The 19,470-nt window shown below is 69.1% G+C and carries 18 protein-coding genes and 1 pseudogene; 10 read left to right on the top strand and 9 right to left on the bottom strand.

The genetic code is table 11. From position 1 onward, the window contains the following. Positions 1 to 41: 41 nt before the first annotated feature. Both KYK13_RS16230 and KYK13_RS16225 read right to left on the bottom strand, forming a co-directional pair. Positions 42 to 941, bottom strand: coding sequence for an RNA polymerase subunit sigma-70 (locus tag KYK13_RS16230; RefSeq protein ID WP_223645361.1), 900 nt, complete (start codon positions 939 to 941; stop codon positions 42 to 44). Next, positions 938 to 4,042 carry a serine/threonine-protein kinase gene (locus tag KYK13_RS16225; protein ID WP_223645359.1) on the bottom strand — a complete coding sequence of 1,035 codons (3,105 nt, stop codon included), beginning with the start codon at positions 4,040 to 4,042 and terminating at the stop codon, positions 938 to 940. Before KYK13_RS16225 ends, KYK13_RS16230 begins: the two co-directional genes overlap by 4 nt. 328 nt (positions 4,043 to 4,370) lie before the next feature. Between KYK13_RS16225 and KYK13_RS16220 the strand changes: the two genes are divergently transcribed. Beyond that, complete coding sequence (locus KYK13_RS16220) at positions 4,371 to 4,541, top strand: hypothetical protein (RefSeq protein ID WP_223645358.1); 171 nt, start codon at positions 4,371 to 4,373, stop codon at positions 4,539 to 4,541. Between the two features lie 391 nt (positions 4,542 to 4,932). Here the strand turns inward: KYK13_RS16220 and KYK13_RS16215 are convergent, their stop codons facing one another. Further along, positions 4,933 to 5,634, bottom strand: coding sequence for a LysM peptidoglycan-binding domain-containing protein (locus KYK13_RS16215; protein ID WP_223645357.1), 702 nt, complete (start codon positions 5,632 to 5,634; stop codon positions 4,933 to 4,935). 525 nt (positions 5,635 to 6,159) lie between these two features. Here KYK13_RS16215 and KYK13_RS16210 point away from each other — a divergent pair. Genes KYK13_RS16210 through KYK13_RS16195 form a run of 4 tightly spaced genes read left to right on the top strand, consistent with a single transcriptional unit; the run spans position 6,160 to position 9,540 of the window. Then, a complete protein-coding gene (locus KYK13_RS16210) occupies positions 6,160 to 6,711 on the top strand; it encodes a MauE/DoxX family redox-associated membrane protein (protein WP_370645374.1) in 552 nt (183 codons plus the stop codon). Between the two features lie 8 nt (positions 6,712 to 6,719). Further along, positions 6,720 to 7,241, top strand: a complete 522-nt coding sequence (locus KYK13_RS16205) for a hypothetical protein (RefSeq protein ID WP_223645355.1) — start codon at positions 6,720 to 6,722, stop codon at positions 7,239 to 7,241. Continuing rightward, entirely contained in the window at positions 7,238 to 9,103 is a 1,866-nt protein-coding gene (locus KYK13_RS16200; RefSeq protein ID WP_223645354.1) for an ABC transporter ATP-binding protein, read from the top strand. The genes KYK13_RS16205 and KYK13_RS16200 overlap by 4 nt, the downstream gene beginning before the upstream one ends. Next, positions 9,100 to 9,540 (top strand): S26 family signal peptidase, encoded by a 441-nt coding sequence (locus tag KYK13_RS16195; protein ID WP_223645353.1) that lies wholly within the window; start codon positions 9,100 to 9,102, stop codon positions 9,538 to 9,540. Before KYK13_RS16200 ends, KYK13_RS16195 begins: the two co-directional genes overlap by 4 nt. Before the next feature lie 135 nt (positions 9,541 to 9,675). Here the strand turns inward: KYK13_RS16195 and KYK13_RS16190 are convergent, their stop codons facing one another. Together KYK13_RS16190 and KYK13_RS16185 are read right to left on the bottom strand one after the other, a co-directional pair. Continuing rightward, positions 9,676 to 9,933 (bottom strand): hypothetical protein, encoded by a 258-nt coding sequence (locus KYK13_RS16190; protein ID WP_223645352.1) that lies wholly within the window; start codon positions 9,931 to 9,933, stop codon positions 9,676 to 9,678. Positions 9,934 to 10,060: 127 nt separating this feature from the next. After that, positions 10,061 to 10,984, bottom strand: coding sequence for a hypothetical protein (locus tag KYK13_RS16185; RefSeq protein ID WP_223645351.1), 924 nt, complete (start codon positions 10,982 to 10,984; stop codon positions 10,061 to 10,063). Between the two features lie 505 nt (positions 10,985 to 11,489). Between KYK13_RS16185 and KYK13_RS16180 the strand changes: the two genes are divergently transcribed. Both KYK13_RS16180 and KYK13_RS16175 read left to right on the top strand, forming a co-directional pair. After that, on the top strand, positions 11,490 to 12,113 hold the full coding sequence (locus KYK13_RS16180) for a glutathione S-transferase family protein (protein WP_223645350.1): 624 nt from the start codon (positions 11,490 to 11,492) through the stop codon (positions 12,111 to 12,113). A 293-nt stretch (positions 12,114 to 12,406) separates the two neighbouring features. Then, positions 12,407 to 13,369, top strand: a complete 963-nt coding sequence (locus KYK13_RS16175) for a M91 family zinc metallopeptidase (protein WP_223645349.1) — start codon at positions 12,407 to 12,409, stop codon at positions 13,367 to 13,369. 37 nt (positions 13,370 to 13,406) lie between these two features. Here KYK13_RS16175 and KYK13_RS16170 read toward each other — a convergent pair. From KYK13_RS16170 to KYK13_RS16155, 4 genes and pseudogenes are all read right to left on the bottom strand, one after another. Continuing rightward, positions 13,407 to 13,529, bottom strand: a pseudogene (locus KYK13_RS16170) (TIGR02452 family protein); the annotation flags it as partial. Positions 13,530 to 13,668: 139 nt separating this feature from the next. Then, the gene (locus KYK13_RS16165) at positions 13,669 to 14,181 is read right to left on the bottom strand and encodes a hypothetical protein (RefSeq protein ID WP_223645348.1); all 513 of its coding nucleotides are present in this window, start codon (positions 14,179 to 14,181) and stop codon (positions 13,669 to 13,671) included. Between the two features lie 175 nt (positions 14,182 to 14,356). Further along, the gene (locus KYK13_RS16160) at positions 14,357 to 15,175 is read right to left on the bottom strand and encodes a carbonic anhydrase (protein ID WP_223645347.1); all 819 of its coding nucleotides are present in this window, start codon (positions 15,173 to 15,175) and stop codon (positions 14,357 to 14,359) included. Positions 15,176 to 15,328: 153 nt separating this feature from the next. Continuing rightward, positions 15,329 to 16,153, bottom strand: coding sequence for a HEAT repeat domain-containing protein (locus tag KYK13_RS16155; protein ID WP_223645346.1), 825 nt, complete (start codon positions 16,151 to 16,153; stop codon positions 15,329 to 15,331). A 544-nt stretch (positions 16,154 to 16,697) separates the two neighbouring features. Between KYK13_RS16155 and KYK13_RS16150 the strand changes: the two genes are divergently transcribed. The 3 genes from KYK13_RS16150 (at position 16,698) to KYK13_RS16140 (ending at position 19,462) form a co-directional block, all read left to right on the top strand. Then, the gene (locus KYK13_RS16150) at positions 16,698 to 17,423 is read left to right on the top strand and encodes a tol-pal system YbgF family protein (protein WP_223645345.1); all 726 of its coding nucleotides are present in this window, start codon (positions 16,698 to 16,700) and stop codon (positions 17,421 to 17,423) included. Between the two features lie 121 nt (positions 17,424 to 17,544). Next, positions 17,545 to 18,000, top strand: a complete 456-nt coding sequence (locus tag KYK13_RS16145) for a hypothetical protein (protein ID WP_223645344.1) — start codon at positions 17,545 to 17,547, stop codon at positions 17,998 to 18,000. Positions 18,001 to 18,034: 34 nt separating this feature from the next. After that, positions 18,035 to 19,462 (top strand): carotenoid oxygenase family protein, encoded by a 1,428-nt coding sequence (locus KYK13_RS16140; RefSeq protein WP_223645343.1) that lies wholly within the window; start codon positions 18,035 to 18,037, stop codon positions 19,460 to 19,462. The last annotated feature ends 8 nt before the right edge of the window (positions 19,463 to 19,470 follow it).

The raw sequence follows: 19,470 nt of genomic DNA, 5'->3' as shown, positions 1-19,470 counted from the left end.
GAGGGAGTGGGCCCAGGGGCGTCCCAAGAAATCCCCGGGCCTCAGTCCAGCAGGCCCTGGAGGCTGAGATCCAACCGGCTGCTGACCAGCCCCAACAGGCTCTCCAGCGTGAGCCGGTCCTGCTTCAGCCGGGGCGTGAGCTCCATGCGAACGCGCTCGAGCAACTGCTCGCGGGCCTCCGCGATCCTTCGCGCGATGCCGGAGCGCGAGCCGCCGTACATGAGCGTCAGCCGGTCCATGGTGAACCCATGGAAATGGTGCAGGCGCAGCAGGGTCCGCTCCTGCTCGGGGAGCACCGCCACCGCCTGGCGGAGCGACTCGATGAGGAGCCTGCGCGCATCCTCGCGCAGCAGCGCGTACTCGGGGTCGCTCGGGGCCAGGAGCCGCACGAGCTCCTCGGGAGGCTCCGCGACGAGCTCATGGCGCGCGTCCCGGCCCACCAGCTCCCCGGCGATTCGGGCGGCGACGATGCCCACCCAGTTCAGCAGGGGCCCGCGTCCGCCATAGCTCGAAATCCTCGGGGGCGTGTCGCCGCTGCCCACCAGCAACCGCTCGCGCAGCACCTGGAGCACCTCGTCCACCATGCTCGGCGACACCCTCCCGAGCCGGGCGGGGATGTACCGGCGGATGTCCTGCTCGAAGGCCCGGAGGGCCGAGGGCTCCCCACGAGCGCAGGCGTATGCGAGGTACAGGTCGGCGCCGTGGAGGATGCGCATCACCTCCAAGGTCCTTCCCGCGGGCAGGTGCCGGGCCAGGTGCCGCACGAAGGACTCCGCCGGGAGTGGCGCCGTGGCTTTGGCCCACCCGCTCCGGGTCGCCTCGACGTATGGGTTCAGCAGTGCCTCCCATCCCGGCACTGCGTCCAGCTCCGCGCGCTGCTCCCGGGGCAGGTGCTCCCGCAGCAGCGCCGCCAGGGAGCCTGTCGTCCATTGCTCGCTCATCGCTTCGCCTCCCGCTGTTGCCAGGCCAGCACCCGCTGGAGCTCCGGCCGGCCCCGGACTCCCACGGACTCCAGCCGCGTCCGAGCCTCCTCGGCCAGTTCAAACGCTCGCGTCCGGTCCGGGGCGGGGCGCGTTTCGAGCAGCGCCTGGGCCAGCAGGAACGAGGTCCTCCCGGCCGCCTCCGCGTCACCGGGCGGGCCCCAGCGGGTCTGGATGCGACGGGCGCGCTCGAGCAGCGGTGTGGCCCGCGCCGCCGCGCCCAGTGCCAGATGCGCCTTGCCGGCGCAGGTCAGCGCGCTGGCCCCGTCCTGGGACTCCGCGCTACCGGCCTTCTCGGTGAGGGTCACCGCCCGCTCGCAGTACGCGAGCGCCTCCTTCGGGGAATGGGTCGCCAGAGCCAGCTCGGCCAGCTGCCGCAGCACGGCCACCATCTTCCCCGCCGCCAGGCCCGAGTCCCGCTCCAGCCGCGTCAGCGCGTCCAGCAGGTCGCGCCGTGCCTCGGGGTAGCGACCCGCCTTCAGGTGCACCTGCCCCCGGACGGTCAGCGGTTGGGCGGCGCGCGGCGAGTCCGGGCCCAGCGAACGCTGGACGCGCTCCACCGCCTCGGTGGCGAAGGCCAGCGCCTCGGCGCCCTGCCCCGCATCGAGGGCGAGGACCGCCTGCTCCGTGAGCGCGAAGACGACGGTGATGTGATTGGGGCCCCGGCCCCGCTCGAAGATGGAGCGTGCCCGCTCGACCTGGGAGCGCGCCTCTTCCATCCGGCCTTCGAGGCGCGAGACCCCGGCCAGGTTCAGCAGCACCGACCCCAACGGGTAGGTCTCCGGGCTGGAGGACGCCTCCTGGAGGGCCAGGGCCCTGTGCCAGGCCTTGACGGCCTCCGCGTGCTGGCCCACCTCCAGCGCGGCCGTGGCGACCCGGTTGTAGGACGTCACGAGGGCCGGGTTGTCGGGGCCCAGCAGACGCTCGCGCAGCGCCAGGGCCTCGCGGTGAAGCTTCAGCGCCTCCTCATGGCGGCCCTGGCCGAAGCGGATGCGTCCCAGCTGGTGGAGGAGGTTGGGCGTGCGCAGGCTGTCAGGGCCATTCCTCCTGCGGGAGAACTCCAGGCCCTGGAGCGCCTCCTGCTCCGCCTCGGCGAGCTGGCCGTGCGCCTCTCGCAGCGCCGACAGGCGCGAGTGCAGGTCCGTCGTGATGTCCGGGAAGCGCTCCCGTCCCAGCCGCTCGACGGCGGCCCGGGCGTGCAGGATGAGCTTCTCCGCTTCGTCGGAGCGGGACTGCTCTTCGCCCACCGCCCAGATGAGCTCCACCCAGGCCCGGGCCACCGTCTCGTCGTCACGCGCGGCCTCGCCCGCCCACAGCGCCTGGTAGAGGAACTGCTCCGCTTCCTTCGGTTTGTTGAGGCCCCCGAGGAGCACGCCGTGGGCCAGGAGCACCTCCGCCCGCAGCGGTTTGTAGTCCAGGTCCTTCAGGTCCTCGATGAGGGCTGTCGTCACCGCGAGCCCCTCGGTGAACCGGTGCGACACGAGGTGGGCGCGGGCCTGCGCCAGCTTGTGCCGTGCCGCCTCCACCGGGGCCCGGAGGTGCTCGGGCGGTTGCGGCCGGGCGGAGAGGCCGGGCGCGTCCCGGCAGCTGGCGAGCCCCTCGAGGGAGGTCGTCAGCGGGCGCGCGTTCTGCACCGTCAGCACATCCGCCTTCTCCAGGACCTCGGTCACGGCGGCGAACTGCCAGAGCCGCGCGTCGAGGCACGCGGCCGTCTGCCAGGCGACGGCCGCCGTGTCACTGTCAGCGGACATGCAGGCCTCGGTGCGAAGCGTCCGCCATTGGGCGGCGTAGGCGTCCAGCGCCGACGCGAGCTGCTCCCAGGCTGGAGCGGCGTAGGACTCGCCCGTGGACAGGAAGGCCGTGCGGATCCGTTCGCGTCGCGCGGGGCTCCAGGCCGCGGTGAGCTTCTCCACCTCCTGCTCGCAGTGCGCCCCCTCGCGATGCGTCACCCCGTAGGCCACGAGGGTGCCCAGGACGCCGGCCACGGCCGCCGCGGCCGTCATCCGCGCAAGCCACCGGATGGGCCGTGGAGCGAGGGCCGCCAGGAGGGACTCCATGGACGGGAAGCGCTCCTGGGGGTTGGCGCTGAGCCCCCGCAGGACCGCGCGCCGGATGCGGGCTGGGACCTTCACCTCGCGCTTCGGGGGGCTGATGTTTCCCTGCCGTGCGGCCTGGGCCAGCTGCTCGAGTGTCGCCCCTTGGAAAGGGCGCACGCCAAAGAGGGCCTCGTACAGCGCGACGCAGAAGCTGAACTCGTCGGAGTGCGCGTCCGCGCGCTGGCCCGCCATGAGCTCCGGGGCCATGTAGGCGGGCGTGCCCAGAAGCTGGCCCGTCCGGGTGAGGTGCTTCATGGATGCGACCGGGGCCTTGTCGGGGTCCTGGAGCGGAGCGCCCTCGTCGTGATGGATGGGGCCGGCGATGCCGAAGTCCGTCACGAAGACGCGGCCCTCCTTGCTCAGCAGGGTGTTGGCGGGCTTGAAGTCACGGTGCACCAGGCCCGCGGCGTGCGCGGCGGCGAGTCCCCTGCCGGCTTCGAGGAAGAGCCGGAGCACCTCCTTCCAGGGACGTGGCTCCCGCATCCACTCCGCCAGCGTGGTGCCCTCCACCAGCTCCATGGCGAGGAAGACGCAGTCCCCATGGGTGCCCACGTCGTAGAGGGTGACGACATTGGGATGAGCGAGCCGGGCGAGCGCCTGCGCCTCGCGCAGCAGCCGCTGCCGCAATTCTTCGCGTTGGCGTCCCTCGGGGCGCAGCATCTTGAGGGCCACCCGGCGTCCCAGTTCGGGGTCGTCCGCCGCGTACACGACGCCCATCGCGCCAGCGCCGATGCGCTCTCGCACCACGTAGCGGGAGAGTCTGTCGCCCGGCAGCAGTGGCTGGGAAGACGCCTGCGCGGAGGCCGTCGGAGAGACGGCCAGGACCTGGGTGCCATTGCCTGCCGCCAGGGCCCAACGGCAGTCCGTACAGCCTCCCACGTGCGCCAGGACAGCGGTCCGGTGCTCTTCGGAGAGCAGCCCGGACAGGAAGTCCGCCAGCGTCCCTTCCTGAGGACATGAATGCATGTGCGCGCACTCCGTGTCGCGTTCCGGTCCGCCAGACAAAGCAGCCGGAGGGTTGAGTCAAGCGTAGGGAACTTTGGGACGCGGGTGGGCCCATTCCCTCTCTCCCCTCGAGCGCATCTCTTCCTCCCGAGGTTGCCTATGGCGGGTGTTTCCCTTGCCGCGGATGTTTCCGCCCGGACGACGCCCCCAGAAGAGTCCTACTCCACAAGCCCCAATCCCAGCAGCCATCCGCCACGAATTCGAGGGCAACAGGCTATCGCAAGAAGGACTCTTTTCAGTCTGCAACAACCCCGACTTCAACCAGGAGCTGTACGCGAACCTGTGGGCAATGGACAGCAAGGAGCTGTGCGCGGCGGCTTCCGCCCAGGTCGCCAATGTTCAGAGGGGGCGTTACAAGACAGACGCCGCGCAGAAGTTCGGGGACGTGGGCTCTTCCAACCGCACGCTGCTCAAGGAGTCTGATGCTTTCAAGACCAAGGGCTTCGCTGGCCACGCATGATGACGCGACCCGCGCGGCAGCCTTCTTGAACCGGCAACAGGAGCTGGGCTGAGCGCTTACCGGGCACGCCGGGCGCTGCATGAACGACGCATGCCCGGCACACCTTCCAAGCCGAGTCGTTCAGCGCGGGCCCTCTGTCGTCCCCGGGCACGATGAGCATCCCGCGCTGAACGCACGGTGACCGGACCGCCGGGGCCCGGATAAAGAGGGGGCCTGCCCGGGCCTGATGCCCGGGCAAGCCCCCCGTCTCCGCTCGCACCTCAATCGAGTGTTTCCGGAATCTCCGCGAGGTCGGAGGTGCCCTGAACCTTCACCCGCTTGCGGCGAGCCGCATCCCGCGCAGCGTGGAACCCGAGCCCGTCACGCGGCGGGGCCAGGTCGCCGTCCTCCCTCAGCCCACGTAGTGGTGGACGGACAGGACAGGGGCGTTCGACATGGTCATGGTGATCCGCTGCGTGCGGTCGGGGTTCCGGTTGTTCGAGCCGATGAACTCCGCCTTCCCATTCTTCCAACCCGCGAAGATCACCACGTGGCGGTCATCGACACCGGGGCCCGTCTTCAAGCTGACCACGTCGCCGGGCTTCGCATCCTTCAAGGACACGCGCTTGAAGTTCTTGTCCTTGTCCAGGTTGTTCTGGAGGCCGCGCACCAGGTTGCTGTGCTGGCTGTTCTTGATCTGCCCGGCCTGCTCCAGGCACGCGGAGACGAAGTTGGCGCAGTTGACCTTGTTGCCGACGTTGTCGTCCATGTCGGCGCCCACCCCCTTCTTCTCCAGCTTCAGTGACCCGGCGTTCTTGTTCAGGTGTTTCTTCGCGATGTCCAACGGGTTGCCCTTGACGCCCTTCGCGCCGCCAGAGTCCGCGCCCGACGTGGCGCTCTTGGCGTCGGGCCGCGCCGACGGCCTGGAGGACCTGGCCCGCGTGGGCTTGTCATCGAACCCATCCCTCTTGCCAGGGATGTTCAGGGACTTGCCCGCCTGGATGACGTTCGCGTCCTTGATGCTCTTGTTGGCCTTCATCAATGCGCTGACGCTCGTGTGGTGGGTCTTCGCGATCTGGGACAGCGTGTCACCTGATTTGATGCGGTAGTCCATGGACGCCTCTTGGGTGGGGCGAGGGATTGGAAAGCGAGCTGCCATGGGAAAGGAGGGACCGAGCCGTCCCCCGTCCCAGAAAACCTCCGAGTGCCCGCGCGAGCGCGTCCATGGGGGCGATTGGCCTGGGAGAACCCGCTGCGCCGCCTCCGCGTCCACGACGAGCACAGGGATGACGCGCCATCCCATAAAAGCCAGAATTACGAGAAACCCCCCTTTCATAACATTCGCATCAGGAGGTAGTCTCCAGACCGCGCCGGGGGAACGGTTCCCCTCGGCGCAGACCGAAAGGGAGACACCATGAAGATCCTCAAGGCGTTGAGTGACCGCTTCTTGAAGTTGTTCCTGTCCGAGCTTCCCGCAGGTGCCTGTGTTCCGAACCACGGCGAGTGCTGTACCGCCAAGGGGCTGTCCCACAGCTGCACCGGGCCCTGCGTCAAGTCCACTGTCTGCTGATTCCTGCTTCATGACCACGGCTGGATGTGAGCCATTCACGTCCAGTCGCGGTTTTCACGAGGGCTTCCGTTGAACGCGGTCAATCTAGGCTGTCGACTGATGCTGGCCATCGTGTTCGCGCTCGCCGCGTTGGGAAAGGCGCGCGGGCGCAAACCCTTTGAAGATTTCATCCAGACACTGGAGAACTTTGGCCTTCCGCGCTTTCTGGCCGGGGCGCCGCTGGCGGCCACGTTGATCCTGGCGGAAGCCGCCTCCGCGCTGCTGCTCCTGGTGGGCATGGGGGCGGGGTACCTGCTGGCGCTGCTGCTGCTGGCGGGCTTCACGCTGGGGCTCGCGTGGGTGATTCGCCGGGGAAAGAAGGTCGCGTGCCGGTGCTTCGGCGCCAGCAACGCTCCCGTCAGCGCGGCGCACCTGGTTCGCAATGGGCTGTTGCTGGCCATCACGGCCATCGGAGCGGTGAGCCATCCGGCCGCCTCGGGTGGGCTGGCGGTGGGAATGGGCGTCATCGCGGGGACGGTCGGCGCCCTGGCGGGGCTCTTCGTCACGCGCTGGGATGATCTGGTGTTCTTGTTTCAAGGACCGCAGTCGCTGGCTGCGTTGTCGCGAACCCGACGAGACTGAGGCAGCCGATGGTCGAAACGCTTGTCGTGGGGGGTGTCGTCCTCGCCGTGCTGGTGGTGGCCAACCTGTTGCTGACCCTCGCGCTCGTCGGTCGGCTGCGCACGCTTCAGGAGATGGTGGCCAACCAGGTCGTCCTGCGCGACCCGGCGTTGCCCCAGAAGGGGGAGACGGTCGGCCGCTTCGAGGCCACCACCGTGGAGGGCGAGGCCTTTACGGATGCCGCCCTGCGGGAGGGAAGGACGCTGGTCGGCTTCTTCGCCGCGGGCTGCCGGCCTTGCGCCTCGGTGCGCAAGCAGCTGCTCGAGTCACCTCCCGGAATACCGCTCATGGCGTTCATCGAAGGAGACCCTGGCGACCCGGACACGGTGGCACTGGGTGCGTCATTGAAGCACCTGGCCCGGGTGGCATTGCTGTCCGAGGGCGACTCCGTCACGCGGGCCATCAAACAGGCGGGCTATCCCACGCTCGTCCTCGTCGACAAGGGCGTGGTCGCGGCCTCGGGGCACTACCTCCACGAAGTCCTGACATGAGCCAGCCGCACGGGGAGCGGGGGCTCCTGCGCGAGGTGTCGCGCACGGTGGGCGCGGCCGTGACGCTCCAGTGGCGCGCGGCGCCGCTGGCGTCCGGGTTCGCCTTCCTCCTCACGGTGTGCACCGGGTCCGTGGCCGCCGTGGGCGGCTGGCTCACCAAGGCGTTGCTGGATGAGCTGGGCCGCGGGGCCCTCGCCGACCCGCAGCGGGCGCTCACGCTGGCGGTGGGCGCCGCCGCGGTGGCCGGCGGCTCCATGGCCATCCTCAACGTCTCCGAGTACCTGTCCGGAGTGATTCGCTGGGGCGTCACCCTCGAGGTCGAGCGCTCCCTCTTCGCGAAGGTGGCGGCCCTGGAGGGCCTGCACCACTTCGAGGATCCCGCCTTCCATGGCCGCTTGCGGCTCGCGGAGGAGGCCGCCCGGGACGCGCCCCAGCAGCTCATCGAGTTCGTCAGGGCCATCCTTCGCATGCTGGTGTCGGTGGGGACGCTGAGCGCCGTGGTCCTGGCGGTGTCGCCCCCCATGGCGCTGTTGCTGGTGGTGGCGGGGGGCGTGGCTCTCATGGCCCAGCTCGTGCGCAGCCGGTGGCTGGTGGAGCTGTCAGCGGCACTGGTGCCGACATATCGCTGGCGCGACTTCTACCATTCGCTGCTGGTGGACGTGCGGGCGGCAAAAGAGAGCCGGCTGTTCGGACTGGGGGAACTGCTGCTGGAGCGGATGGTGGCATCGCTGCGCAAGGCGGCGGACCGCGAAATGGCCGTGACCCGCAAGGGGCTGGCCGTGCAGGCGGCGCTGTCGGTGCTCACCGCCGGAGTGGCGGCGGCCGGGGCCTTCATCGTCGCCCGGGGCGCGCTCCAGGGGCGGCTCCAGATTGGAGATGTCTCGCTCTTCCTCGCGGCCGTGGCGGGCATCCAGGGCGCCTTCAACGGGCTCCTCTCGCAGGTCGAGTTCGCGAGCCGCAGCGTCCAGACCTTCAAGAACTACCTCGACATCATCGACCTGCCGGTCCGCGCGCCGGAGGCGTCGCGCCCGGTGGCGCGGCTGCGGCACGGCGTGGAGCTGCGCGACGTCTGGTTCCGCTACGACGCCGGCGGTCCATGGGTGCTGCGGGGGGTGAGCCTCTTCATTCCAGCGGGGGGCTCGGTAGGGCTCGTTGGCGTCAACGGTGCCGGCAAGAGCACGCTGGTGAAGCTGCTGTGCCGCCTCCATGACGCGGAGCGCGGCCAGGTCCTCTGGGACGGAGTGGACGTCCGCGAGCTGGATGCCAGAGCGCTGCGGCGGCGGATGACGGCGACCTTCCAGGACTTCATGACGTATGACTTCACCGCGGCGGAGAACATCGGCCTGGGGGACCTGGACCGGCTGAAGGACGCGGCGCGAATCCGCGACGTGGCGCGGCTGGCGGAGATCGACGAAAAGCTCGCCTCGCTCCCCTCGGGTTACGACACGCTGCTGAGCCGCGTGCTCGAAGGGGAGGACGAGGACATGCCGGTGGGCGTCTCGCTTTCCGGAGGCCAGTGGCAGCGACTGGCGCTGGCGCGGGCCCTGATGCGCGAGGACGTCGACCTGCTGGTGCTGGACGAGCCCAGCTCCGGCCTGGACGCCGCCGCCGAGTTCCACATCCACCGGACCCTCGCGCGACACGGGGAGGGGCGGGCACGGCTGCTCATCTCCCACCGGATGAGCGCGCTGCGAAGCGCGGACACCCTCTTCGTCCTCTCCGAGGGCCAGATCATCGAGCAGGGCTCGCATGACGCCTTGATGGCGATGGGCGGCGAGTACGCGCGCCTGTTCACGCTCCAGGCGAGCGGCTATCAGGACGCGCGCGTCGCATCACGGGCGAGCCCGAAGGAGGTCGCATGATGCTCATGGCGATGGGCCTGGGGGCCGCGCTTCTCGTGGCGGGGGCCGGGGTCGCGTCCTGGGCGCGACGCCGCTGGATGGTCGTCGCGGTGCAAGGCAACAGCATGTCGCCCACGCTGCATGACGGGCAGCGGCTCGTCGCGAGGCGGCTGGACCGTTCAAACGGCCATGCGCGTTCAGATATCGTCGTCTTCCGGATGCCCGCGGCGCAGCGCGCGACGCTGGGCGACGAAGCGCTCCCCTATCTCGTCAAGCGGGTGGCTGCCGTGGCGGGAGACCCGGTGCCGGACTGGGCCCGGGCAGCCCTCGGCGCAGACAGCCAGACGCGCGTCCCTCCCGGCAAGGTGGTGGTGTCGGGAGACAATGCAGTGAGCCAGGACTCACGGCAGTTGGGCTACATCGACGCGGAGACCCTCATCGCCGTCGTGCGGCTCTGACGCGCTGGGGCGATTGAGAGACATCGAGCGCCACCGCGACGTTCTCCGTCGCGGCCCTATCGCAGCCCTCGCCGCCGACAGCGACGAGAGCCTGTCCGCGGGGTCCAGCTCCCGCAGGTTCCCGCGACAGACCGCCTAGCAGTCCAGATTGGGTTCGGAGAAGGCCGACGTCCTGCCCCAGGTGGACCACGAGCCGCAGTAGCACCCCTTGATCCCGATCAGGGTCGTATGGGCTGCATCGCTGTAGTAATTGATTGCGTCGTGATAGCCGGAGCAGTCAGGAATCGGAGACTCCTGCGTGCCCAACTGGGGTTCCTCTTCCTGCTCCACGGGTGCGCCACAACCCACCATCAGCGCCGTCGCCACCAGACCACAGACAATGCTTGCTCGCATGCGTCCTCCGTCGGGGTGATTCTCAAATCCTAGCAGAGTTTGTCTTGCTTTGGAATGACGGTGCCGCAGCCCGAATCGCTCACCCATCAGCGCGGGTGCAGTTTTCCTCGCATTGCGCTTTCGTCGCCTACACGCGTGACCGCCAGGCGATGAAGGGGGCGGAGTGTGCCAGCGTGCGCGCGAAGGGCAGCCCATGTGCATGCAGCCACTGGCGTGTCGCGTCACGCAGCCCGGCCTGTTCGAGCAGCTCCCCCACGGTGTGCCGTGACAGGTCCTCCAGGACGGCGTGGAGCTCGGCCTTCAATCCCTCGCGCACCTCGGGGCGCGCGACGTTGTGCGCAATCACCTGGGGCACCAGGGCGTCGAGGTGCTCGTGGGGGACCTGGTTCAGCGCCTGCGCGGCCTCGGCCTCCGTCTTCTCCAGGGTGGAGAGGAAGATCTTCTGGCGCCGGGCCCCCAGGGCGCGGGCGGTCTCCTCGCTGGCGAGCCGCTCGGCGATCCGCCGCTGCACCATGGCCATGGAGCCATCGATGACCTCGCGCACCCGGTCCTGCAAGCTGCCGCCCAGGCCTCCCAGGATCCCCTTTCCCGCCGAGGCCGCCGCTCGCGCGCCCCAGCTCAGCGCGTCCCGCAGCCCGCCGCCGCCCACTCCCGGAGCGCCCGAGATGACCTTGCTCACCAGGGACGACAGGGTCTCCTGGAGCGTGGTGCGCACGGTCTCCCGCACCTGCTCGGACGCCACCATCTCGTCGATGGCCTTGCGGGGCAGGCGCACCGGCTGGCCCAGGAGCGCCGTCAGGGACGCGGTGGCCTCGGCGGGGAGCCACGCGCCCAGCTTGATGCGGCTCTTCGCCGCGCGTTCGAGCAGGCGCGTGCGCAGGGGGACCGCCAGACGGGAGTGCCAGGCCGTCACCCGCTCGGGCGTCAGGGCGAGGTCGACCGCGGCGAGAACCCGGTCGGGGTCCACCCAATCCGAGACGCGGGTTGCACAGAGCGCGTCGAACGTCAGGTCCAGCAGTTCCAAGAGCGAGGAGTCGTCGAGTTTGGACATCGGAGGAGGGTTCCTACTACGGACCGGAGCCGGAAGAGCGGGGACAACGTCCTCCCATGGCGATCCGTTCACAGAACCCCCCGCAAATGATGCGGGTTGAACGCCTCCGCGATAAACCCCGCGCCGCGTGGGCCGCGATGAGTGGGTGGCCTCAGTGGCCGCAGCTACATTCCCCGTAGATGCACGTGGCGCTGCTCAACCTTCCCTCCACGAAAAGGCAGCTCATGTCGCACTTGAGAGAATCACAGGGGTAGTAATGGGGTTCTCGCAGCCCATAACCCAGGAGCGCCACAACCGCGAGGGCTGCCCCACCCACCAACAGAGCAATCACCAGGGCATTGACGCGCCCCACCCTCTTCTTCCGACCGGTTTGCTCCATGCGCGTCTCCCAGGCTGAAGCTCGCTCGCCATAGCCCCTGACAGCGGGTGGGAGACAAGCACGCCACCGGGTGAAGCGTAAAGCGTCGTCAACGCGGGGGCTCTCATGGGGGTAGGCTCACCGCCCATGATCAAGCTCTACCAGTTCAACCCCTCTGGGAATTGCTACAAGGTCCGCCTGCTGCTGCATCAGCTCGCGATCCCGTTCGAGACGCGGGAGGTGGATCTCTCCGCGGGAGAGACGCGCACGCCGGAGTTCAAGGCGATGAACCCCATTGCCCGGACGCCCACCGTGGAGCTGGAGCCCGGGGTCTTCCTCGCCGAGTCCAATGCCATCCTCTGGTACTTCGCCGAGGGCACGCCCTTCATTCCCGCCGACCGGCTGGAGCGGGCGCGGATGCTCCAGTGGATGTTCTTCGAGCAGTACAGCCACGAGCCCTACATCGCCGTCGCCCGGGCGTGGCTCACCTTCTTTGGTGTCCCTGCCGGCAAGGAGAAGGAGCTGGAGGAGCGCATCCAGAAGGGCTACGCCGCGCTCGACGTCATGGAGGGCGAGCTGCGCAAGCGCCCCTTCTTCGCGGGCGAGCACTACAGCCTCGCGGACATCGCGCTCTATGCGTACACACACGTGGCGGAGGAGGGCCGGTTCGACCTGGGCCGCTACCCCGCCATCCGCGCCTGGTTCGAACGGGTGCAGGCCCAGCCCCGCCACCTGCGCATCACCGAGGTCCTCAAAGCGCCATCGCCTTGACCGATATCATTGTCAATTTCACACCAGGCCTCGTGCTGCCACGGAAGTAGCGCGAGCCCGACGCAGAGCTGCGATGGTCCCATGGGGTCGCTGTCACGAGCGTTTCGGGGCCTGATGTCTCCAGCCATCAGGCCCCCGACGCCAGTCACCAGGGCCGCCTCCGGAAAGCGGTCCTGCTTCGACGTAACCCCCTGAAACCAGGCAGGGCCTCTGGGCTCCAGGGCCGCGAGATGGTGGGCACGCGGGGTGCAGTAGGGGTGGTCCGTCGCTGCACTCCACTTCCGAGGCCTCCCATGAAGCTGCGCTCCTCTTCGTTCTCCAAGCCCTCTTCCTTGTCCGGCACGCCCTCCACCTCCCGCCCCCGCAGCGACAGCCTGCCGGCCCGGCCCGAGACCGCGAAGCCGAAGCCCCCCGTCACGCCCGCGCAGCTTCAGTCGGGCAAGAACAACCTCAAGCCCGCCGACTACGGCGTGGTGGACCCCAAGCTCCAGGGCATCCGGACCCGCCGTGACAGCGGGCAGACGGGCGCGCAGTTCGCGGACTTCACGCAGGACGTGCGCAACTCCACCAACCGCCTCACGAGCAAGCCCGTGGGCAACCAGATGCTGAATGACATCAACGGCCGCACCCAGGCCGTGAACCCCGGCGCCACGGGCACGCTGCGCCAGCCGCTGACGGCGATGGACGTCTACTCGGGCCGCAACTCGGCGCTGCCCAACTCGCATGTGCCCCGCAACGACGGCACGCTGTCGTCCACCCGCCCGGCGTACCGCTTCGACGGCCAGCCCGGCGCCGGCACGGCCAGCGACGTCAAGTACAACGAGAACGGCGGTGGTCAGCGCTTCAACAGCCTGGGCCACGAGTCGGTCCACGCCTGGCGCGCGTCCAATGGCCTCCAGGTGAGCCCCCTGGCCGCCAGCAAGCACTCCGACGCGGCCGTCTTCAAGCAGTACCCGTCGCACTCGGCCGACATGAAGGAGACCGTCGACGACCGCCTGCGCCTGCGGGAGGAGTTCGAGACCATCGGCCTGCGCCCCACCCCGCACACGAAGAACAACCCGACCGAGAACGCCATCCGCGCCGAGCATGGCCTCCCGGCCCGCACGGACTACTCGGGCCTGAAGCCTGACGGGAAGAACAGCAACGACGTGGCCTTCCAGAACTACGACGAGGGCACCGACGCCCGGAACTTCTTCCAGAAGCTGTCCGGCCAGCCGTCGCCCTTCCAGAAGATCGTCGGCGACCTGGAGAAGTGATGCCGTGGGGGCCACGGCCCTGGCCCCCGACCGCGAGTCAGGCGAACCGTTCGCGGAAGGCCCGCAGGTTGGGACCGTCCCCTCCCCGCTCCCACACCGCGAACACCACGCGCTCGAAGCTTCCTGGATAAGCATCCAGGGCGCGGGCGAAGGCATCCGCTCCTGGGCAATCCCCTTCAGCGGCATGTGCCTCTCCCGATGGGCTGATTCCGGGACCCGCCCGGCAGTCTTCGTGTGCGCAGAACATGAAGTCCCGAGCGGGGTCCTGACAGGTTCCGCGACCCCTCCCCCTGGACTCCTCACAAGTGGAAGAAGGGTACTTTCTCTCCGCGGCCCAACCGCATGGGCATCTTGAGGCTGAGGACGACAGCCCCTTCCACGCCATACCGGGGCCGGGACTCCTCCGCGGCGTACAGCGGGATGCCCAGGCGGAAGCCCACCGAGCCATAGATGAAGGAGAAATAGGGCGCGATGTGGAGTCCTGTCGTGGCCGCGTGTGCCCGGTTCGCCGTTTCGTGCATCACGCCCAGCTCCAACCCCAGCAGCGTGAGGTTGCCCTGGAGCCCCACGCTCAGCCGGGTGTGCTCATCCTCCAGCCTTTGCGCCTGGCCAAAGACACCCATCGCGTAGAAATCATTCACGAAGTTGAGGGAGGCCTCCAACCCCACTCCCGTCCCTGAATCACGCGCCGAGTTGCTGAAGAGCGGCCCCACCATGAGCCAGGTCTCTTCCTTGGGCAGTCCGAGATCGGCGCGGGCCTCGGACGCGGTGAGAACACAGAAGAGGAGCAGGAGCAGTGGACGAATGGACATGCCGCCCCTTGAGAGCAACTGTCATGCCCCAGGCCCTGCCCCTGGGGGCCGGTGCATTCCGTGTGCAGGGAGCTGCACGGTGTGCAGCGGATGGTACGACCTCGACACCTCAGGAGCCCGAATCCGGCGCGAAGGGCGACTCGCGGCCCTTCGCGTCGGTGCGGAGCGGGGCCTTTCAGCGGCCGGTGTGCACGCTGACGGTGCGACCGTTCAGCGGCTGCAGGGGGCGGTTGTTCGGGTTCAGGTGCGGGAGCCGTTCGAACGCGGCGATCTGCGCGTCGGACATCTGGATGGGCTCCTTCATCACGTACCACTGCAGCCCCTGGGTGCACGGGGGCGTGGTGAGCGAACCCGCGTACTGGAAGAACGTCTTGTCGTGCGGCAGCAGCGCGCTCGCGTTGATGGACGCCCCCACGGGGAGGCTCTCCTCCCCCATGTGCCGGGGCAGGTTGCGGAAGGCCGTGAGCAGCGCCGCGTTCACCCCACCCTGCTCGATGAGGACACCGACGACCAGCGCGGGCGTTCCATTCGCGTCCGTGTGCACCAGGTGCAGCTCCAGCGGGTACTCCACGCCGTCCTTCGTGTGCTCGCTGGGCGTGTGGAAGTGGAACTGCGCCAGCTTGTACTCGTTGGCCCCCACCCGCACGGTGCTGCCGGCGTCGTAGGTGAACTGCACCGTGTGCCCGGTGTTGAGCATGCGCACGCGGCTATTACCGTAGCGGAAGGCGGGGACGTCCAGATGCGGGCGGGCCGAGGTCGCGGTCACCAGCGCGATGGGTGACTGCGCCGTGCCCTGCGCGCAGACGGCGTCACCCGGCAGCTCGCCCCAGTGCTCGGGGCTCACGGTCTGCTCGTAGCCCCAGTGCGCCTCGTCACTGCTCGTCGTGACGGCGGCGGGGGTTGCGTCGGCGGCGAAGGCGCTCGAGGCAAGCAACAGAGACGACAGCAGCGCGCCCCGGAAGGCACGCACGGAGTCAGTGCGGAAGTGAGACATGGGTGTGGGGTCCTTTGTCGCGGGCGTCAAACGCGGTGGCCCTCGGGACGGGCCTGACGAACGCGACTTGCCATGTATCGCGAAAATTCCTCAAAAAACAAATTTCTATTTATTTCCAATTAATCAAATTTGTAACAAAAATGTGACAGCGGCTCACCGCGAGAGGGACTCCAGTGCGTGGATGGCCTCGAAGAGGATCGCGAGGAACTCGTGGTCTTCCTCGTCGCAGTCCTCCCGGTGGAGCAGCAGCAGCGGGAGCAGTGAGACATCCTCCAGCGCCTGGGCCGCCTCCACGTCCAGCGTGGTGATCTGGGGCCCTTCCAGCACGCGCCTGAGCGGTTCCAGCACACGCGCGTCCTTGCGCAGGGCCAATCCCAGGAGCGCCTCGCCGCGAATCTTCGGGTGCGTTTCGGAGAGCCGGTCCACCAGCGCCTCGCGCAGCTCCGGCGTGTCCACCTCCCGCGCCTGACTGCCGAGCGTGAACGTGGCCCACTCGCGCACGATCTCATCGGGGTCGCGGGAGAGGTGAATCAATGCCTTTAGTGCCTGCGCGTCCCGGTGCTGAGACAGCCCCATGACGACGCCGAAGCGGACATGCGCGTCCGGGTGGTTTTGAAGGGGGAGGAGCGCGGGCACCGCGCGGGAATCCCCCAGGTGGCCCAGCGCGGCGGCCATCGCCTCCAGCACGGCGACGTCCTGCTCCTTCGCGAGCGCTGGCAGCAGGGCGTCCGCGAAGCGCGCGACGCGCTCCGGGGTCCGATTCCGGAACTCCAGTTGGGACAGGACGTTCGCGCCGCGTCCCCGCTCCTTGGGTGAAGACGACTGGAGCCAGGCGGCGGCCCGCTGGAAGACGTCCTCTCCGCCCCGGTGTTGCAATTGCCAGATGGCGCGCCATGCGCCTTCGTCGTCCTCATCCCCCTGGAGCGTGCGGGCGAAGAGTTCGTCGGTGGAAAGGCCTGTCTCGGGCGGGAAATCCATGCCGTGTAGCGTAGCGCCGTCTCCGGTGTTCGTCGCGGACGCGTATAGACAGCACCGCGCAAATCCAGACACAACATTCCGGCGCGGCAATGGATGTCGGACTCAAGGCTGCCTTCCTTCACGGCCTCCACCAGGGCGCCGAAAGGAAAGGCCGGCGCGCGAGCGTGGGCGCGGTCGGAAACGGCCAGCGTCCCCATGCGTTGCCGCGCCGCCTGGGGGCGCTGGGGTCGGCCTTCCAGCCGCGTCCCTCCACGAGCGCGCCGGGGAGCGGCGTCCGCGGGCCGCGCTCATCCGAAAGCCAGATGCAGGAGCTGACGTCATCCAGTGGAGGTCCAGGTCGGTGGAGCAAGGTGTTCATGGCCCGTCGAAGCCTCCTCGTAGGCTTTCAAGTCCCGTGAACGCACTTCCCCTGCCGAAAGAGTCCCACCTCAAACCCTTTCCGTTCCTCTCCACGCAACGGCTCATTGCATGGGCCTTCGATGTGGGGATCTTCATCGTCGCCTACAATCATTTCAGCCAGACGGGTCGTGCGGTTGGGGAGACCATGGGCCCCCAGCAGCTCGTCCCATTGCTCATCGCGGTCTTCCTGGTGCTGTTCGCCTTCTTCTACTGGCGGATCCGCCGCTGGGTGGCGGCCTACAACCAGGGCGTCACCTTCTTCAGCACGGGCGATGAGCTGGAGGCCTCCCGGCGATTCGAGGTCGCAGCCCGCCGCGCCACCCAGGGGGTCCAGCGGGCGGTGGCGGTCGCCACCCTGGGCCAGTGCCTGTTGGCGCTGGGAGACGCAGGGCGCGCGCTGGAGCTCTTCGGCTCGGCGGAGCGCTCCGGCAAGCTGCGCGACGCCGTCCCGGTGATGCACAGGTCCATGCCGGCCCTGATCGCCAAGGCGTACTTCGCCCTGGGAGACCTGGCCTCCGCTCATGCCTGGCTGGAGGAGGGACGCAAGCGCAACGGCACCCTGCCCCCCATGTACGCGCTGTTGCCGGAGGTCGCGCTCCTCTGCCGCGAAGGCAACCCCGCCGCAGCCGTGGCCGAGCTGGATGCGCGCGCGGGCGAGGCGGATGCGCTGGTGGGCCGGGATCCCCGCCGGATCAAGCTCCTGAGGGCCTTCGCCCTGGATGCCCTGGATCCGGCACACCACGCGGCCGCGATTGATGCCGCGCTGGCGTCCCTACAGCCCGCGTGCCCGGGCGACTTCGAATTCCTCTCCGCCCGGTGGCCGGAGTTGCAAGCCTTCATGCAGCGGCGGGGGCTGTCACGCGCGGCGTAGCGACGGAGCCGCTCTCAGTGGAGGAGCGGATCCACTGCTCCGGCGGCCCCCCGGTGCGCGGGACCCGGGACTTCCATTAGGCTCCAGGACCCGCCGCACGCCTGCCCCTGGAGCCTCCCCCATGAAGCTGTTCGCCCCGACGGTGTTCCCGAAGCTGTCCACGCTGAGCCACGCGGGACGGTCCATGTACATCTGGGTCTATTACACGATCCCCCTGGCCTTCACGCTGCTGCTGGTGCCCGGGCTGTTCCTCCAGGTGATGGGCATCGCGCCTGGGGCGGCGGACGGGAACCTGTTCTTCATGCGGCTGGCGGGCGCGCTGCTCGTGTCCATGTCGTTCATGTCCCATCAGGCGGCCATCCTGGACATGCGCCAGTTCTTCGTCTGGGCGGTGATGGGGCGCACCTTCATCGTGCTGGTGCTCATCATCTGCACGGCCATGGGCCTGTGCGAGCCCATCGTCACGTTCTTCGGCTGCATCGACTTCAGCGGCGCCATGTGGACGCTCGTGGGCATCCGGCGCGATGAGGCCGAGGCGCGCGGACAGCAGGCCGTCCTCGCCCAGCCCACGCCCTGATTCCTCGCGCCCTTTCGTCCTCCCCGGATCCGCCATGACGACCGCGACGCCGCTGCCGGCCGCCCCTCCCCTTCCGGCCTGGAAGCGGGCCTTCCGCAACATCTCCCGCCAGCACGCCTTCCAACCCCTGCGGGTGGAAGGCGCTATCCCCGAGGGCCTTCGCGGCACGCTGTTCCGCCTGGGCGCGTGGACGTTCGACGTGCACGGCACGCCGCTGCAACACTGGTTCGACGGTGACGGCGGCGTGATGGGCGTGCGCTTCGGGCCGGACGGCGTCCAGGGCGCGGCCCGGCTCGTGGACTCGCGCACCATGGTCACGGAGCGTCAAGCGGGCCGGCAGCTCTACGGCAGCTACGCCATGCCCGTGCCGCTGCGCAACAAGCTGCTCAACCCGCAGAAGAACAACGCGAACACGGCGCTCCTGCCGTGGAACGGCCGGCTGTACGCGCTGCACGAGCCAAACCTCCCCGTGGAGCTGTCGCTGGACGACCTGTCCACGCTGGGCGAGACGAACCTCGACGGCGTCGTGCTGAAGGCGTTCTCCGCGCACCCGCGCCGGGTGGAGTCGCGCCAGACGACGTACAACTTCGGCCAGCACCACGGCCGGGTGAACACGCTGGAGCTGTATGCCCTGCCGGATGGCGGCAAGGCGCGGCACGTGGGCTCCGTGAAGCTGCCCGGCGCCACCATGGTCCACGACTACGTGGCCACGGACCGCTACCTCATCTTCTTCCTGCCGGGGATGCGCATCGACGTGCTGAAGATGCTGCTGCGCATCGGCGCGTTCGCGCACAACGTCTCCTTCCGCGCGAGCGACGCGGCGGAGGTGCTGGTGGTGCCCATCGACGACGTGGCGCGCCCCATCCGCATCCCCGCGGACAACTTCTTCAACTGGCACTTCTCCAACGCCTACGAGGACGGCGACACCCTGGTGGTGGACTACGTGCGCTACCCGGACTTCGCCTCGAACCAGTGGCTGGGAGAGCTGGCGCACGGCGTCCCGTCCACGGACGCCGACGGCATGTTCCACCGCGCCAGGCTCGACCTGAAGGCGCGCACGTTCCGCAGCGAGCCGCTCCTGGACCTGAGCTGCGAGTTCCCCCGCGTCGCCCCCAGCGTGGCGTGCCGGCCGTACCAGACGGTCTACCTGGGCGCGCATGGCACCCAGGAGGCACGGCGCGGACTCTACGACGCGCTGGTGCGACTGGACCTGGGCACCGGCCGCGTGACGCGGGCCGGGCTGGAGGCGGGCCAGTATCCCTCCGAGCCCGTCTTCGTGCCCCGCCCCGGTTCGAAGGCCGAGGACGACGGCTGGCTCCTCACGCAGGTCTTCGACGTGAAGACGGACACCACCCACGTGGCCGTGCTGGACGCGGAGCGGCTGGACGCGGGCCCCGTGGCCCGCTGCCACTTCGAGCACGCCCTGCCGCCCACGTTCCACGGCCAGTTCGTCCCCGCCTGAAGCGGGAC

It is taken from the genome of Corallococcus sp. EGB (assembly GCF_019968905.1).
Classification (GTDB): Bacteria; Myxococcota; Myxococcia; order Myxococcales; family Myxococcaceae; genus Corallococcus.
This window is presented reverse-complemented; position numbering and strand designations above follow the sequence as displayed.

What these genes read in the sequence shown, in the direction of transcription:
- KYK13_RS16230 (WP_223645361.1), bottom strand. Translation starts at nt 941, where the DNA reads ATGAGCGAGCAATGGACGACAGGCTCCCTGGCGGCGCTGCTGCGGGAG.
- KYK13_RS16225 (WP_223645359.1), bottom strand. Translation starts at nt 4,042, where the DNA reads ATGCATTCATGTCCTCAGGAAGGGACGCTGGCGGACTTCCTGTCCGGG.
- KYK13_RS16220 (WP_223645358.1), top strand. Translation starts at nt 4,371, where the DNA reads ATGGACAGCAAGGAGCTGTGCGCGGCGGCTTCCGCCCAGGTCGCCAAT.
- KYK13_RS16215 (WP_223645357.1), bottom strand. Translation starts at nt 5,634, where the DNA reads ATGGACTACCGCATCAAATCAGGTGACACGCTGTCCCAGATCGCGAAG.
- KYK13_RS16205 (WP_223645355.1), top strand. Translation starts at nt 6,720, where the DNA reads ATGGTCGAAACGCTTGTCGTGGGGGGTGTCGTCCTCGCCGTGCTGGTG.
- KYK13_RS16200 (WP_223645354.1), top strand. Translation starts at nt 7,238, where the DNA reads ATGAGCCAGCCGCACGGGGAGCGGGGGCTCCTGCGCGAGGTGTCGCGC.
- KYK13_RS16195 (WP_223645353.1), top strand. Translation starts at nt 9,100, where the DNA reads ATGATGCTCATGGCGATGGGCCTGGGGGCCGCGCTTCTCGTGGCGGGG.
- KYK13_RS16190 (WP_223645352.1), bottom strand. Translation starts at nt 9,933, where the DNA reads ATGCGAGCAAGCATTGTCTGTGGTCTGGTGGCGACGGCGCTGATGGTG.
- KYK13_RS16185 (WP_223645351.1), bottom strand. Translation starts at nt 10,984, where the DNA reads ATGTCCAAACTCGACGACTCCTCGCTCTTGGAACTGCTGGACCTGACG.
- KYK13_RS16180 (WP_223645350.1), top strand. Translation starts at nt 11,490, where the DNA reads ATGATCAAGCTCTACCAGTTCAACCCCTCTGGGAATTGCTACAAGGTC.
- KYK13_RS16175 (WP_223645349.1), top strand. Translation starts at nt 12,407, where the DNA reads ATGAAGCTGCGCTCCTCTTCGTTCTCCAAGCCCTCTTCCTTGTCCGGC.
- KYK13_RS16165 (WP_223645348.1), bottom strand. Translation starts at nt 14,181, where the DNA reads ATGTCCATTCGTCCACTGCTCCTGCTCCTCTTCTGTGTTCTCACCGCG.
- KYK13_RS16160 (WP_223645347.1), bottom strand. Translation starts at nt 15,175, where the DNA reads ATGTCTCACTTCCGCACTGACTCCGTGCGTGCCTTCCGGGGCGCGCTG.
- KYK13_RS16155 (WP_223645346.1), bottom strand. Translation starts at nt 16,153, where the DNA reads ATGGATTTCCCGCCCGAGACAGGCCTTTCCACCGACGAACTCTTCGCC.
- KYK13_RS16150 (WP_223645345.1), top strand. Translation starts at nt 16,698, where the DNA reads ATGGGCCCCCAGCAGCTCGTCCCATTGCTCATCGCGGTCTTCCTGGTG.
- KYK13_RS16145 (WP_223645344.1), top strand. Translation starts at nt 17,545, where the DNA reads ATGAAGCTGTTCGCCCCGACGGTGTTCCCGAAGCTGTCCACGCTGAGC.
- KYK13_RS16140 (WP_223645343.1), top strand. Translation starts at nt 18,035, where the DNA reads ATGACGACCGCGACGCCGCTGCCGGCCGCCCCTCCCCTTCCGGCCTGG.